Annotated in this window: 13 protein-coding genes; 7 read left to right on the top strand and 6 right to left on the bottom strand. The window is 54.8% G+C overall.

From position 1 onward, the window contains the following. Positions 1-27 precede the first annotated feature (27 nt). The 7 genes from IPM31_09445 to IPM31_09415 all read left to right on the top strand — a co-directional run bounded on the left by IPM31_09445 (position 28) and on the right by IPM31_09415 (position 6,951). Complete coding sequence (locus IPM31_09445) at positions 28-807, top strand: hypothetical protein (GenBank protein ID MBK9007204.1); 780 nt, start codon at positions 28-30, stop codon at positions 805-807. Between the two features lie 253 nt (positions 808-1,060). After that, positions 1,061-1,882, top strand: coding sequence for a site-specific DNA-methyltransferase (locus IPM31_09440; GenBank protein ID MBK9007203.1), 822 nt, complete (start codon positions 1,061-1,063; stop codon positions 1,880-1,882). After that, on the top strand, positions 1,879-2,226 hold the full coding sequence (locus IPM31_09435; protein ID MBK9007202.1) for a hypothetical protein: 348 nt from the start codon (positions 1,879-1,881) through the stop codon (positions 2,224-2,226). The genes IPM31_09440 and IPM31_09435 overlap by 4 nt, the downstream gene beginning before the upstream one ends. After that, on the top strand, positions 2,223-3,206 hold the full coding sequence (locus tag IPM31_09430; GenBank protein ID MBK9007201.1) for a hypothetical protein: 984 nt from the start codon (positions 2,223-2,225) through the stop codon (positions 3,204-3,206). The genes IPM31_09435 and IPM31_09430 overlap by 4 nt, the downstream gene beginning before the upstream one ends. Continuing rightward, positions 3,203-4,591, top strand: coding sequence for a PDZ domain-containing protein (locus IPM31_09425; GenBank protein ID MBK9007200.1), 1,389 nt, complete (start codon positions 3,203-3,205; stop codon positions 4,589-4,591). Before IPM31_09430 ends, IPM31_09425 begins: the two co-directional genes overlap by 4 nt. A 76-nt stretch (positions 4,592-4,667) precedes the next feature. Then, a complete protein-coding gene (locus tag IPM31_09420) occupies positions 4,668-5,918 on the top strand; it encodes a C39 family peptidase (GenBank protein ID MBK9007199.1) in 1,251 nt (416 codons plus the stop codon). Positions 5,919-6,003: 85 nt separating this feature from the next. After that, positions 6,004-6,951 (top strand): SUMF1/EgtB/PvdO family nonheme iron enzyme, encoded by a 948-nt coding sequence (locus tag IPM31_09415; GenBank protein MBK9007198.1) that lies wholly within the window; start codon positions 6,004-6,006, stop codon positions 6,949-6,951. Positions 6,952-7,143: 192 nt separating this feature from the next. On the opposite strand, the gene IPM31_09410 is transcribed toward IPM31_09415, so the two are convergent. The 6 genes from IPM31_09410 to IPM31_09385 all read right to left on the bottom strand — a co-directional run bounded on the left by IPM31_09410 (position 7,144) and on the right by IPM31_09385 (position 14,617). Beyond that, positions 7,144-7,836, bottom strand: coding sequence for a metal-dependent transcriptional regulator (locus IPM31_09410; protein ID MBK9007197.1), 693 nt, complete (start codon positions 7,834-7,836; stop codon positions 7,144-7,146). 400 nt (positions 7,837-8,236) lie between these two features. Further along, positions 8,237-9,460: a DUF1501 domain-containing protein gene (locus tag IPM31_09405; GenBank protein ID MBK9007196.1), complete on the bottom strand. Its 1,224-nt coding sequence runs from the start codon at positions 9,458-9,460 to the stop codon at positions 8,237-8,239. Positions 9,461-9,552: 92 nt separating this feature from the next. Further along, complete coding sequence (locus tag IPM31_09400; protein MBK9007195.1) at positions 9,553-11,289, bottom strand: DUF1800 family protein; 1,737 nt, start codon at positions 11,287-11,289, stop codon at positions 9,553-9,555. 299 nt (positions 11,290-11,588) lie between these two features. After that, on the bottom strand, positions 11,589-12,332 hold the full coding sequence (locus IPM31_09395; GenBank protein MBK9007194.1) for a lipoyl(octanoyl) transferase: 744 nt from the start codon (positions 12,330-12,332) through the stop codon (positions 11,589-11,591). Positions 12,333-12,362: 30 nt separating this feature from the next. After that, complete coding sequence (locus IPM31_09390) at positions 12,363-13,769, bottom strand: FAD-binding oxidoreductase (GenBank protein MBK9007193.1); 1,407 nt, start codon at positions 13,767-13,769, stop codon at positions 12,363-12,365. Positions 13,770-13,831: 62 nt separating this feature from the next. Continuing rightward, the gene (locus IPM31_09385; GenBank protein ID MBK9007192.1) at positions 13,832-14,617 is read right to left on the bottom strand and encodes an SDR family NAD(P)-dependent oxidoreductase; all 786 of its coding nucleotides are present in this window, start codon (positions 14,615-14,617) and stop codon (positions 13,832-13,834) included. Between the last annotated feature and the right edge of the window lie 155 nt (positions 14,618-14,772).

Here is a 14,772-nt window from a genome sequence, read left to right as displayed (position 1 = left end):
GAATGTCGAACGACGATATTGTACTTCATGCGAACCCTACTCGTTATTTTTTTGATGGGATGTCTCACCTCATCCTGCTCGCCAGCGGATGCGATTCCAACCGCCTCAGCCACATCGTCCTCGGAGACTCCGCTTCCAACGCCGAGTGTGGTCTGGTTCCCCCCCTCTGCCACGCCAACCCTTCCAGCGGTGGTGACAGCCACCTCCACACCAGAGATGAAACCCGGCATTGGCGCGTTGATCCTCAATGACGATTTCTCCGATTTCGCCTCATGGGACACTGCCGTATCGGACCAGGGGAGCGCCGCCATCAGCCGCAACCGCTTGACCATTGTTGTGCAACCCGGCATTTATCTCGCCAGCCTAAGGCACGATCTGGCTGTGGGTAACTTCTACGCCGAGATCACCGCGCGAACGAGCACCTGCCGCGGCGACGACAACTACGGGCTGATCCTCCGCGCCGCGGGAAATTCGTTCTATCGTTTTGCTCTCGCTTGCAATGGTCTGGTCTTCGTGGAGCGAGTCAAAACCGGCACGCGGCTGACCATCTTCGAGCCGGTCGCCAGCGGGGACGCCCCCCCGGGCGCACCGGGCGAAGCGCGCATTGGCATTTGGGCGGTCAACGCCGAGATGCGGGTCTTTCTCAACGGTCGTTTTCAATTCAGCATCATCGATAAAAGTTTTCCCAACGGTGGTTTCGGCGTGTACGCGCGTTCGGCGGGCGATACCCCGGTCACGGTTACGTTTTCCGATTTAATCATCTACGATGTCAATTACACCGCGCCCACCAGAACTCCTTCGCCATAATTCAGAATTAAAGAACAAAAGAACTCCGAAGGAGTGGGATTTTTATAGATGGAAGGCAATATATGATGCAACCTCGAAGGCACCGCGTTGAGCTTGTCGAAACGAGTGTCATGTTTTGGAGCATCATGTCATCCCTTCGGGATTTAGAAAAATTAACGTTTCGTTCTAGAATCGTTACATCCCTTCGGGATTGATTCAACGTGAAAGCAATTTGCCGATTTACGAATTACCACTTACCAATTACTATTAAACAATGTCGCGCAACAAATTGAATAACCTGACCAACAAGGAATGGTTGAAGTTCCAGAAGTCGTGGTTCATCCATAATCCTCCGCCGCGCAAGAAGGGCGTGTTGGTTCATCCCGCCAAATACCCAGAGACGATGGCGCAGGAGTTCATCGAGTTCTTCACCAAGGAAGGCGAGACCGTCCTCGACCCCATGGCAGGGACAGGTTCGACTCTCGTCGCGGCATTGCGCGCAGGGCGGAATAGTTACGGCATCGAGTTGAATCCCAAATACGCAAAGATCGCGGCGAAGATCATTGAGGAGGAAAGAAAAGTGTTGGGCGAAGAGGTCGAAGGTCTAACGTCGAAAGTCATCAATGGAGATGCCGCCTCAATTACCAATTACCAATTACCAAGTATTGATTACGTCCTCACCTCCCCTCCCTATTGGGATATGTTGAAAGCAAGAGGCGCAGAGACTCAAAAGAAACGCCGCGACTCCGCCGAGTTGGACGTCCACTATTCGGATGACCCGCATGACTTGGGAAATATTGAGGATTATGAAAAATTCTTGGAGGGGTTGGTTGAGATTTACAAACGACTGAAGCCGTTACTACGCGAGAAGGCGTATCTCACGATCATCGTCAAGAACGTGAAGAAGGGCGGGAAGATCTATCCGCTGGCGTGGGATATTGCGAGGGAACTGGGGAAGACGTACACACTAAAAGACGAAAAAATCTGGTTGCAGGATAACCAATCCCTCGCGCCGTTCGGGATGGGTTCCGCGTGGGTGAGTAATACGTTCCATCATTATTGTTTGCAATTTAGGAACGAGCGCGGAAACCCATGAGCAAAAAAGAAAACAAACAGCCCGAAGGCGACGATTACCTTGAACAACTCCAATGGCAATCGAGTTTTCGAGGGCGCTGGAGCTCTCGTTTTACGCCACGATGGAAATATAAAATCGCGTATGGCAACAAAAAGCAAACCCTGGTCGATAGGATATTAAGTTGGCTGGTAGTGGTTTTGTTGGTTGCGGGCTTGTTTATCGCAACCACGACTCCAATTTCACATGGAGAATATGGTTTGCCAATTGTGGCGGGATCGATTATTTCATTGGCTACCGTTTTCTTTCTGTTTGCCGTTCGAGACGCTAAAAAAGTCAACGATGATGATGACGAAGACTTCGAATGATTACCCCCTCCAACCTCCTCCACCTCCCCTACACCCGCGATTTGACCGAGGCGGGGATTGCCTACGCGCTGAGGTCGTTGCCGCACATGTTCAATCGCATGGGCGCGTCGCCGTATGACAAGTTGCGACGAACTGTCGCGGGCGTGGCGGTGGAGTTGGCGTTTCGGCGGCATCTTTCGGAGCAGAAGATTCCCTTCGATGTGAAAGGCGCGGCTCCGTTCACGAACCCGCATCGCTATGATGTGTCGCTTGGCGGGCGGAGATGCGACATCCAATCTTTTTTCATTTCGCATCGCGATCAAATTTCAGAGATGAAGCGCAACCCGCAGGTGATCTTGAACGCGCCCGCGCTTATCCCCTCCGACCAAAATGCGGCGGAGGGACATTTGGACAGCGACATTTACCTCTTCGCATTTTTATCCGGTCTCATCGCCGCATCGCAGGAGGATTTGAGGAAAGCCGTCGGCGCGGGACAGCCGCATTACTTGGTTCACGTCATGCCTGATGCGTGGGCGCGTCCCGCCGCGTGGGCTCCGCTCGGCGCGCTGGTCGTCAAGTCGGAAGCGGAGGAGACGATGAGGCTCGAGTTGGGCGGGCAGGTCGAAGGGCGAGAGACGCGTCTGCTGGAGGTGGAGATTCCGCCGCGCGGGCGAGTCGAAATCTCCAATGAATTCTTTTCGCTGGCGCGCATCCACAGTAAAACGCCGCCGAACGCGCGGATCGGGATTCGAAAAATGAGCGAAAGCGAAGCGCATGTGATCGGCGCGTTCGATTGGGGTAATATCTGGGTCTACGGCATGGGCATTGTGCTGGCTGGCTATCTATCGCGCGAAGAGTTCAACCGCCGCGCCGCGCCCATCCCTGAAGGCGCGCGAGTGTTTCAATATGAAAAGACGCGCGTCAAGAATCTCGCGGTGTCGGTGGTCGATCTGAAACCCATCGCCAATTTATTCAACCGCATAAAGGAACAAACAATATGAAACTAAAACGCATTGGTTTGGGTTTGTTGGTTTTATCCATGCTTTCATGCAATTTCGTCACGCGGATGATTATCCCCGCGACCGCTACGCCGATCCCAGCCTCGACGCCGATCGCAACCCTCACGCCAACTCCCTCTCCGTTGGTCCCATCGTACATTCCGCCAGAGTGTCAGGCCTCCGCGCCGTTCGCCACGATCTCGCCGGACCTTGCGCTGGCTCAGCCCACCGTCACCTTTGAGCCGAACCCCGAAGTTTCCAAAGACCTGCAAGTGGATGTGTTCGACGAACTCACCAAAAAAGTGGATGCGGTGTACGTGTACCCCGATTTCAACGGCAAAGATTGGGCAGAGATCAAAGCGCGTTACCGCGCCAAGATCGAAGCGGGGTTGGATACCGAATCGTTCTACCTGGAAATGCAGGCGATGATCAACGAACTGGGCGACGAGCATTCGTTTTATCTTTCGCCTCTCGAGGTGGAAGCCTCCGAAGCGGAGTTGCGCGGCGAGAACGATTATGTGGGCGTGGGTATTTTCTCCCTGCCCGATCCCGAGCGGCAGATCATCTCGATCATTTCCACCTTCCCCGACTCGCCCGCCGAACATGCGGGAATTAAACCGCACGATAAAGTGATTGCCGTGGATGGAGTCCCTCTGCAATTCGATGTCGACGCCACGCGCCAAATTCGCGGACCGAAATGTTCGGCGGTGACGCTCACGGTGCAAACGCCGGGCGAGTCGCCGCGCGACATCATGTTGGTCCGCGCCTCCATTCAGGGAAACCTGAACATCGTTTCACAACTTGTGCCAACCGCCGACGGTTCGAAGATCGGCTATATTTTCATCCCCACCTTTTTCGATGAAACGATTCCCCCGCAGATGATCGACGCGCTGGAAGCATTCGGTCCGCTGGATGGGCTGATCCTCGACGTGCGCTTGAACGGCGGCGGGAGCAGTTCGGTGGTGGACCCGATCTTTGAACTGTTCGTAGACGGCGTGCTGGGGAAATTCGTCAGCCGCAACGATTCGCGCACGCTTCAGGTCAAAGCGGACCCCATCAACAACTCGCAGACCGTGCCGATCATCGTCATCGTAAGCGAGGATACCGTCAGCTATGGCGAGATCTTCGCCGGGGTGTTGAAAGACCTCGGTCGCGCAAAAGTGGTCGGGCAGACCAGCCTCGGCAATGTGGAAGTGTTGCACGGCTATGACTTCGACGACAACTCACAGGTGTGGATCGCCTCTGAAACTTTTTACTCCGCCACCTCCGAAACCAATTTCGAACTATCGGGGATCATCCCCGATGTGGAAGCCTTCGCCGAATGGGATTCGATCACCTTCGAGACCGATCCTTCCATCAAAGCGGCAGTTGAGTTATTGGGACATTGACCCCTCCGCCGCTGTAACGGCGGGAGGAGTGGATCGGATTAAATTTGACTCATCCGCTTCTGGTACACTTTTTCGCATGACAAAAAGAAATATCGCATTGAGCATAGTGGGGTTGATTGTGTTCGCCATTCTGCTCTATCAAATCCCCGCGATCAACAGCCGTTTATCGTGGCGGTTTGAAGTGGCGCGAACGTATGTGAGAAATGTTCTTCACCCGGTGGGCAATGTGCCGACGGCAATTCCACAGCCGGCGAACACTGTTGCGCCGACGATTGCGATTCAACCAACGCAGACGAATGACCCACAGGGCGCAAGCGGAGTCGTCACTACGATCATTCCTCCGACGCCCACGCTTGCGCCGCCTCCCGCTCAGGCATTCCTCAATTCCCCTCCGTATGAAAAACAGACCGCGAACAACTGCGGTCCCGCCGCGCTTTCGATGATGTTACACATGTTCGGCTGGAACGGTTCGCAAAAAGATATTTCGGATGTGATCAAACCCGTCAATGGCGACCGTAACGTCAACCCCGAAGAGATGGCGTTCTGGGTGCGTAATTATGCGGGCTGGCTCCGCATCGAATACCGCGTGGGCGGCGACCTCGAAACGCTCAAACGACTGCTCGCCGCGGCGTATCCAGTCATCGTTGAATCCACCACCGCGCTCAACCGCGAAGACTCGGGCTGGGCAGACGACGATCTCTGGGCGGCGCATTATCTATTGCTCACCGGCTACGACGACGCCGCGCAAACCTTCACCGCGCAGGATACCTATCGCGGACCCGACAAAACAATTCCCTACGCCCAACTCGAATCGGAATGGAAGCCGTTCAATTATGTATACCTGATCGTCTACCTGCCGGAACAGGAAGAGGCGATCAAGACGATCCTCGGTTCCAACTGGGACGCGGACCTGAATCGCCAGCGGGCGCTGGAACTCGCCCAAGCCGCCACAGCCGCGGATGCCTCCGACTCGTTCGCCTGGTTCAACGTGGGGAGCAACCTCGTCTACTTCGAACGCTACGATGAAGCCAACGCCGCGTACGACACCTCGCGCGAACTCGGTCTGCCCCAGCGGATGTTCCGCTATCAATTCGGTCCGTTCCTTGCCAACTTCCACGCGAATCGAAACAACGATCTGCTCGCGCTCACGGAGTACGCGCTCCAACGCACCGAAATGTCCGAAGAGACCTGGCTCTGGCGCGGCTGGGCGCTCTATCGCGATGGCGATCTCAACGGCGCGATCAAAGCATGGCGCAAAGCGTTATCGGTTCGCCCCGGGTACGAAGACGCGTTGTACGCGTTGAATTTCGTCGGATCGACGCCGTAATGCAAACTTCAGTTTGTATGAATCGTAAAACTACGCCTTGCGAAACTATGGCGCAAAATCAATTTTGCGTTACGGGAAGCGCCTCATGAAAAAAATTTTTCCAATTCTCATTGCCATCCTCACTGCCTGCGCGAGCGCGCCCGCGAGTCCGATCGTTGCGCCGACATCGCTTCCATCGGCAACCGCCGTCGCGCCGACCTCCACTGCCGTCCCTGCGGCAACTGCCGAGGTGACTGCGCCCAGCCCCACATCCACGAGTGAAGCGCAGATCTTCCGCTTCTCGTCCGTGGACGGGATGCCGCAAGTCTACATTCCCAACGGCATCCTCCACATGGGCGGCTACGATGTCCGCGCCGCGCCGGATGAATTCCCCGCGCGCGATGTGACGCTCGACGCATATTGGATGGACCAACTCGAAGTGACGAATGCAATGTATGCGTTGTGCGTGAATGCGGGCGCGTGCGAGCCTCCGCAGAATCTCGGCACGGCGAGAATCGCCGACTATTTCGGCAATTCTGAATTCAAAGATTATCCTGTGGTTTACGTCGCGTGGGGGCAGGCAAAAACGTATTGTGAATGGGCAAACCGCAGGCTCCCCACAGAGGCGCAATGGGAACGCGCCGCGCGCGGCGACGATCTGCGAACCTTCCCCTGGGGTGAAGACAAACCCGATTGGCGCTTCGCAAATTTCAACATGCTCGTGACGGATACCTCGCGCGTGGGAAGTTACGCCATGGGCGCCAGCCCGTTTGGCGTGTTGGACATGGCGGGCAATGTGGCGGAATGGACGAACGATTTTTACGATTTCGATTTTTATCTGACATCGCCGTTGGCGAATCCGCTGGGACCCGAATCGAGTTCAAGTTTGAACCGCGTGGTGCGCGGCGGAAGTTTGGGCGATGCGGAGATCAACATCCGCGTGTCGAAGCGTTCGTCGGTGCGAGGGTCGAACTTGAACGCCGCGCCGGGGTCGGAATCTTATCTTGGCGATTTTTCCCCCCGCATTGGGTTTCGCTGCGCGGAAGATGAGTAATGGATGGTACGCAGTTTGTAGCGCGGCAAAATTTATGGTCCTTTGGTCGTTGCCGTGATTCTGCGCGCGGAGTGGGCGGATTTCGCGGAATATCACGGATAAAATCCTTTTAAAAAAACGCGTGAAACCGTGTTGTCCGTGAATTCCGTGTCCAAAGAGTTCGTGAGTACAGCGATTCCCAGAGACCTAAATTTATTTTGCCTGCGGCGGCAATTTATTCCCCTCGCCCAACTGGGTCACTTCCACCCATAACGAACCCGCCAGTTCATACCCGATCAAGTGATTGTTCGGCTTCACCTGCAAATTAAGCGGTCCTTTGAACGGCGCGCAACTGAACAGGTGAAATTTTACCCCGGGCACCAGACCCAGGTCTGCGAAGTAACGGAGTTTATCGCCATCGTGAGTGCGCACGCGGGAGATGACGCAATCGGACCCGGATGGAACGTCCAATAAATTGACATCCTTCACCAGCGGCATCACGCCGTCTTTGGATGGAATCGGTTCGCCGTGCGGACAACGCGCGGGGTGTTCGGTAATTTCATCGATCCGATCCTCGATCTGGTCGTTGACCCCCAACGCGAACGAATCCGAAATCTCGTGCGCTTCATCCCAGCCGTATTTCATCACTTTCACCAGGAACACTTCCACCAGCCGGTGACGACGCAACGACGGCATGGCGATCTTCTCCCCTTTGGTTGTCAGCCGCACGCCGCGATATTTTTCGTGATCGAGATAATTCAACTTCTTCATCCGCGCCACCATACGCGCCGTGGCTTGCGCGGACGAATTTGCGTGTTCCGAAAGTTCGGTCAACGCCACAAATTGCGAATCCTGCTGTAGCCTATAGATTTCCGCCGCATAGCGTTGCATTGCGGGTGTCGCCATCGAATCTTCTCCACAAACCGAAATGTTTCACTGGATGTGAAACAGAGTAATCAACCAATGCCTGGAAATTCCCAGCGCAGGCATTATAACATCGGCAACCCGACCACTTTCCTCGGAATAGGAGAATTTCAAAGCGGATCAAAACAAGCGCATAATCCGCAATTTCCCAGACACATCGAACGATCGCTTGGACTTTTGCCGGGACGATGCGAGCGCGGTTCCCTCCACGACGACGGCTGATTCGCCAGCGTAGAGTCGCTCTCCCTTTTAGAAACAGGCTCCCCGTCAAAATGACGCGGAGCCTGTTTTTGTTTCTGCGCATGTCATGCTAAGCCGTTTTTTGGCGAAGCATCTCCTCCACGACAAAGGAGACTCTTCGCTATCGTTCAGAGTGACATGCCTAACTGAATATCCCCATCTCGCCCGTCGGTGTATACCCAGGAAAAACAGACGCGACATCTGCGTTGCCCAAGCGGTGTGTGAGCATCTCGCTCAACACCTGACGATAATCGGTGGTGATGGCGAGGTCGGCGTGATCGTAGAGTTGATCGTTGTGCAAGCCAGGCCACGCGCCGTAGACCTGCCCGCCGTTGACTCCGCCGCCAAGCGCGAACATCACATTGCCATGACCGTGATCGGTGCCGTAGGATTCATTTTGCACGAGGCGGCGACCGAACTCGCTGATGACCACGACGGATAATTTATCGGTGTAGCCCGAATCGAGATCGAGATAAAAATTGGATAGTCCGCTGGCGAGGTTGCCGAGCAAGTCTGCGATGTAACCGCCGTCGCCGTCGTTTTCGTATTCGTGCGTGTCCCAGCCGCCGTAATCAACAGTCGCCACGCGCAGACCTGTGTCGAGTTTGATCATCCGCGCAACGGTTTTCAGTTGCTGGCTGAGTTCATCGTCGTTATAACTCGCGCCGTTCGATGGCTGATACTCTCCCTCCACGATGGGGCTGACGATGTCGAGCGAATCGAGCGTGCGGATGCCCGCGCGATGCAGGAGAGTCTCGCCGTTGTACATCTGACGTAGCGCGGTTTGTTGCGACGCGGCGAGACCGTTATCCCATTGCGAGAACTCGGAGGGGTCGTTGAGATTCACAGTGGGGACAAAATTCAACAGCGACGACGGCGCGCCCGACGTGGACAGCGCGGGCAAAATAGACGACACGCCTTGTGTCTGCAAATGGCGCGTGATCCATCCTGAGGTTGTGCTTTTCTGCCCAGGCGTTCCCAGCTCGATGTATTCCATCGCGTCGAAGTGACTGCGCGTGTCGTAGTTGAGTCCCACCGCGTGGACGACCGCCATCTTGCCTTGCTGGTATAGTCCATGCAACGGGGCAAGAGCGGGATGCAGACCGAATTGATCGTTCAACGGCAACAAATTGCTGATCTTGATGTTCGGTCGCGCCAATTCGTAATAGCCGCGATCGTCGCCAGCCATCGGCGGGACAACGTTGAGCGCGTCCCAGCCGCCGCGTAAAAAGACGACGACGAGCGTATCTGCCGAAGAATTATCCTGCCTGAACGCGACGTTGGTTAATCGCGCGCCAGCCAGTTCGGCGATGGCGGCGGAGCATCCCTGCAAAAAGTTTCGGCGTGAGTGTTTTTGTGTTGGCATGAAAATTATCCTTGTCAGATTCTTAGCCACAGAGCGCACAGAGAAAATGAGTTTTTCTCAGAGGTCTCTGTGAACTCTGTGGCAAAGCAAAGTTATTTCCACTGAAAATCGGGGCTCATGAGAATCACTTCGACCATCGCGGGCAGGACGTAATCAATGTGATCCTGCGGCAATTCATCTTGCGTTCCATAGTCCTGCGCCATGACCGCGATCACTGCCTGACGGTCCGCGTCGGACATGGGGCGATTCAAGATGCGCGGAATCCAAAAGTCCGCGAGGGATTCGGCGGTGCGGAGTTCGGCGGGAGTCTGTGCAACGATGTCCGTGCGGATGATGCGTTGTTGTTCCTCGTCGTCCATCCAATTTTCAGTGATGCCGACCGCAAAGTTCCAACGATACAACAAAGACATCGTGTTCGCCCACGCCTCTTTGACATCGGGATAGCCATCAGGCGGACGCCGCTCGAACATGGCTTGACCCATCATCCCGCACATCCATGCGATTCCGCCAGGAAGTTTGGTGAAGTCCGTGTTGACGGCGCGCATCATCGAGATGGCGGCTTCGATGGGACGTTTGATCTTCGCGCCCCACGTCTGTTTGAATTCGGGCGAAAGCAGGATCGTCTCGACCACGCGCTTGAGTTGATCGGGCGCGGTCAGGTTCGCCATAAAAGTGGACGCGGCGGCTTCCACGACCGAATCAGGCGGATTGTCCGAAATGAAGCGGCGAGCGAGTTTGCGCGAAATGAATCGCGCGGTGCCAGGATGATACGCGAGCAAATCCAACACGTCGCGTCCATCCTTCATATCTTCCTGATCGGCGGGGATGTATCTTCCGAGGATCAATTTATTGAAGCGGTCGTGCCACGGCTTGTAATATAAAAAGCGCCCCGTCTTCTCGACGCCGTCTTCGTACTCGTAAATGTCGTCGTCCACGCGCCAGCCCGTGAGCGCGCGCGCAGATTCATAAACGTCGTTATCCACATAGCCGATTGCGATGCCATTCGCATCTTTCGCGATGGTGTTCGGGTCTTGCACGCCGAAATAATTTTCCGCGCCAAGCGTGTGCAGTTCGAAAAGTTCGCGCGCAAAATTTTCATTCGGTCCCGCATCCGATGAATTGTTTTGATTCAAGTAATACAACATCGAGGGATGCGTCGCCACCGCTTCAAGCATTTGCCTGAAGTTGCCGAGCATGTGCGCGCGCAACACGTCGCGGTTGTATGAAGCGAGCATCGGCACGCCATCGTCCTGCCAAAAATAAACATTGAAATGATTGTGCCAAAAATCGGCAAGCACTTCGACGAGTTGTTTTTTGCTATACACCGCGCGCAAGAAAGTCGCGTCCACTAATTCGTACGCGGGTTTGGAATACCAATCCCAATATGCTTCATCATTTGAATCATACGGGTTGCTGGCGATGTGATCGAAATACAATTCGTCCTGCGTTTTGTGCAGTGTTTCAAATCCCGCCGCGGCGTAACGCGCTTCGAACTCGCCGTCGTCAATCGTATCGGGATTCAATTGTTGCGCAACGTAATTTTGCAGACGTTCATCATCCGTCGCGCCCAACGCGTTGAACGCGTCGAGGTCGCCGACGCGCGCTCCGTACGCCATGCGACTCAACGCGATGATTCCCAACGCAACAGGCGGAAGCACAGGTTCGAGAGGAATGCCCGTCGGATTCATCGGCGGCTCGACCACCCGCGTCGGGTCCGGACCTGGAAACTGCTCCGGCGCGCACGCCGCCAGCGCGGCAGACGTTCCCGCGAAAGCGCCCATCAACTTGAGAAAATCCCTGCGATTCATTTTGGTTCTTTGTTGAAGCATATTTACATCTCCTCGTGAAAACGAAGCGGAAGTGTATCAAAACTTTTTCCACCCCTGAAATCACCCGTTGGTATAAAAACTTAATCATTGACACTGTATCCTTGAGGGGAGCATTCATCCTAAACGGCCCCCAAGACCCCGAAGGGGTCAAATGATCGTAGCAATGATGTCGCACCAAGGGCGATCAACCCCGAAGGGGTGTCAGAGGCGATAAAGATATGTCATCCCTTCGGGATTTGAATCGATGCTGCCAATTTTCTATAACCCTGCCATCCCTGCGGGATTGACATGGTGAGTTTCTAACCAGCAACAACACCAAATATTTCATGAAACGCTTCCACAATCTCCTCTTTCACGCGCTCCATCGAAGGCGGTTCGGGGAATAGATCGGCAAGCGAGACAATTGGCTCATCCTGCAAACCGCAGGCGATGATGCCGTCCCAATATTCCATGTCGGGATTCACATTCAACGCAAAGCCGTGACGCGACACGCCGCGCGCGTCCACCTTGATGCCGATCGCCGCGATCTTGGCTGGCTTCTTCCTATCTTCCGGCGAACAGCGCGGACAACGTGAATGCACATCGGCTTGAATCCATACGCCGGTTAAACCTTGGCGTTGTCCCGCTGCGAGACCGAGTCGCGCCAAGGCGGTGATGATGGTCTGCTCCAGTTTGCGGACGTAGCCGACGTAATCGGCTTCGGGGATTCTTCCATCAGACCTCACAGGTCTCAGAGACCTGTGAGGTCTTAACGGAATGAGTGGCAACAACGGATACCCAACCAATTGACCCGGTCCATGATAGGTCACGTCGCCGCCGCGATCTACCCAGTGGATGGCGATTCCTTTTTCTTTCAGTTGCGATTCGCCCCACAGCAAATTTTCCTGTTTGCCGCGCCGACCGAACGTGTAGACGTGCGGATGCTCAAGAAGCAAAAGAGTCGGCGGGCGCTTCCCCTCCGCGATCTCTTCCGCGTATTGATCCTGCAACTTCCACGCGGATTCGTATTCGATCAAGCCAAGGTCTTCAACAACAAAATTCATTTTGAAACTGGCAGACGCGCGGGTCTGCCCCTACAGAAATATTCTCCGATACAAATCCGATTCCAACAAACTGTTCGGATCGCATCGTTTTTTGAGTTTCTTGAACTTCTCAACCGCTTCATCCCCAAGGAATTTTCGAGTTGACTCGGCGGTCGTCTCGCTGTTCTTGGCGAAATAGAATCGCCCGCCCGCATCCAGCACGATGCGGTCGAACTCTTGCAACACCGCTGACAACTTGGCGCGATTCGAATCGGTCACTTTGAAATCCAACGCGAGCGAGAAGCCGTCCACGCCGTGTGTCAGCAGAAATTTATCGGGGCGGTGACGTTTGGTCACGCCGAGATAAGATGGTAACTTGTTTCGATGTGAAAATCGAATCATTTCGCGCCACGCATCCTCTGCCGTTTCTTTTGGGAGGAACGATTGATATTGGATCAACCCGCCGCGCCCGAAGGAACGTTCCCAGCCGGGCGCGTAATCCAACAGAAAATGAAACTCATCGTGCGATTGTTGAAACGTATGCGCGCGTAATGCCAGTAAATACCTGCCGATGTTGACAAAACGCATCCCAATATTATTCATCATCGGCTTCATGAAATAATACAGCATGGATTTCGGCACCACGCCGAAAAAACGATCGGGCAAATGTTGATTCGAAAGGTCTTCAGTCTTTTGCGGATTCGGGTCTTCGCCTTCGTTGAGTTGCCTCGCGGCGTGGATCTGTCCGCGCCCCAAACTGTTTCCACTCGCAAACGCGTCTAGCCAGCCGACGATGTAATCATGGGTTGGCGCGTGTTCGCGCAGGTCGCTTAAGTGTCGGCTGAGATCCGGCGCGTGCCAGGCGTCCACAGCCACAAGTCCGGAAAAGATGCGTTTCATCTGTAACGTGATGGAAGTAAAGACTCCGAGCATCCCCAGCCCGCCGATCATCGCGTAAAACAAATCCGCGTTTTTCTTTGGCGCGCAAGTGATTAACGCGCCGGTCGACAGCATCGCGGTAAATTCAATCACGTGTTCGCCGATGGGACCGACCTGAAAATTATTTTTTCCGTGGATGTTCGCGCTGAGGCATCCGCCCAGCGTCGTTTTCATCGTGCCGGAGACGACGGGGGGCCACCAGCCGTCGGGTTCGACTCTCTGCCACAACTGTTCGAGCGTGACGCCCGACTCGCATCTCACCACGCCTGAGGCTGGGTCCCATTCGGCGATCTGATTCATCCCCCGCATATCCAGCACGATGCCGCCGCCGTTAAGCGACGCGTCGTTGTAACTGATGCCCGTGCCGCGCGCGGTCACTTTCAACCCGAGTTTCTTCGCGAGTTGAAACGCTTCGTAGATATCTTCTGTACGTTGGATTGGAATTCGATACGATGAGGCTTGGAACGAATGACCGAAATTTTCGAGTTTTGTGAAGGTGTGGTTGAGGTTGAGGGACATTGCAAAACTGGAGACTAGAGACTGGAGACTAATCTCTAGTCTCCAGTCTCTAGTCTCTGCCTTTAGAATGACAATCTTCTAAAAATAAACGACGGCGTATGTTGGATCGCCAGCATGATCCAACGCCAGATCGGCGCGGTGTAAATGACCTGCTTGCGTTTCTTCATCGCTTTCACAATATGCTCTGCGGCTGTAGAGGGTTCAATGGCAAACGGAGTTGGACCGAGCGCGGCTTTGAGCATTTCAGTTTTCATGAAGCCGGGTTTCACCGTCAACACGTTCACGCCGTGACGGGTGAGCCTGTTTCGCAACGCTTCGAGGTACGTCGTCAGCCCGGCTTTGGAGGTGTTGTAGCCGGGATTTCCAACACGCCCGCGATCGCCAGCGACAGAGGAAATGCCAACGATCTGTCCCGCCTTTGCCGATTGGAACATTTCGGCAATCGGCGTGAGCCATGCCATCGCGCCGATCAAATTGACTTCGATCATCTGGCGGTCGTTCTCGAAGTTGTATTTGTCCATTCCGCCGGGCGGTTGGTTGACGCTGGCAACATAGACAACCGCATCCAAGCCACCGAGGTCGGCAACGATCCTGAGGAGCAGGTCTGGAACTTTATCGTACTCCGTCACGTTGTGCGCGTATGAGCGAGCGTTCCCGCCTTGTGAATTGATCTCCTGACACAGCGCGTCCAGCGCATCTTTTCTACGAGCTAGCAGGGCTAGGGAATAGCCGTCTGAGGACAGTTGGCGGGCAAGTTCCGCGCCAAGTCCATCCGACGCTCCGATGATAAGTCCGCGGCGGCGTGGATGAAGTGGAGTGGCTGGGGCAGGTATGGGTGGGAAAGACACGATTCCTCCAGATATGGGACGCTCTCCATTGTAGCATATCCATTTTGACAAGGTTGTAATGGGCATGTAACCCCATCATCGCCCATGCTGGTTATAATTTGCGCCATCATGGTCAAACAGGACAAATGAGTCAGTCCCTTGCGTCGGGATCATGA

It is taken from the genome of Candidatus Defluviilinea gracilis, assembly GCA_016716235.1.
In the GTDB taxonomy this organism is placed as follows: Bacteria; Chloroflexota; Anaerolineae; order Anaerolineales; family Villigracilaceae; genus Defluviilinea; species Defluviilinea gracilis.
The sequence above is the reverse complement of the archived record's forward strand: the minus strand, read 5'-3'. Positions and strand labels throughout refer to the sequence as shown.

What these genes read in the sequence shown, in the direction of transcription:
- IPM31_09430 (MBK9007201.1), top strand. Translation starts at nt 2,223, where the DNA reads ATGATTACCCCCTCCAACCTCCTCCACCTCCCCTACACCCGCGATTTG.
- IPM31_09400 (MBK9007195.1), bottom strand. Translation starts at nt 11,289, where the DNA reads ATGCTTCAACAAAGAACCAAAATGAATCGCAGGGATTTTCTCAAGTTG.
- IPM31_09390 (MBK9007193.1), bottom strand. Translation starts at nt 13,769, where the DNA reads ATGTCCCTCAACCTCAACCACACCTTCACAAAACTCGAAAATTTCGGT.
- IPM31_09425 (MBK9007200.1), top strand. Translation starts at nt 3,203, where the DNA reads ATGAAACTAAAACGCATTGGTTTGGGTTTGTTGGTTTTATCCATGCTT.
- IPM31_09405 (MBK9007196.1), bottom strand. Translation starts at nt 9,460, where the DNA reads ATGCCAACACAAAAACACTCACGCCGAAACTTTTTGCAGGGATGCTCC.
- IPM31_09420 (MBK9007199.1), top strand. Translation starts at nt 4,668, where the DNA reads ATGACAAAAAGAAATATCGCATTGAGCATAGTGGGGTTGATTGTGTTC.
- IPM31_09435 (MBK9007202.1), top strand. Translation starts at nt 1,879, where the DNA reads ATGAGCAAAAAAGAAAACAAACAGCCCGAAGGCGACGATTACCTTGAA.
- IPM31_09445 (MBK9007204.1), top strand. Translation starts at nt 28, where the DNA reads ATGCGAACCCTACTCGTTATTTTTTTGATGGGATGTCTCACCTCATCC.
- IPM31_09410 (MBK9007197.1), bottom strand. Translation starts at nt 7,836, where the DNA reads ATGGCGACACCCGCAATGCAACGCTATGCGGCGGAAATCTATAGGCTA.
- IPM31_09395 (MBK9007194.1), bottom strand. Translation starts at nt 12,332, where the DNA reads ATGAATTTTGTTGTTGAAGACCTTGGCTTGATCGAATACGAATCCGCG.
- IPM31_09440 (MBK9007203.1), top strand. Translation starts at nt 1,061, where the DNA reads ATGTCGCGCAACAAATTGAATAACCTGACCAACAAGGAATGGTTGAAG.
- IPM31_09415 (MBK9007198.1), top strand. Translation starts at nt 6,004, where the DNA reads ATGAAAAAAATTTTTCCAATTCTCATTGCCATCCTCACTGCCTGCGCG.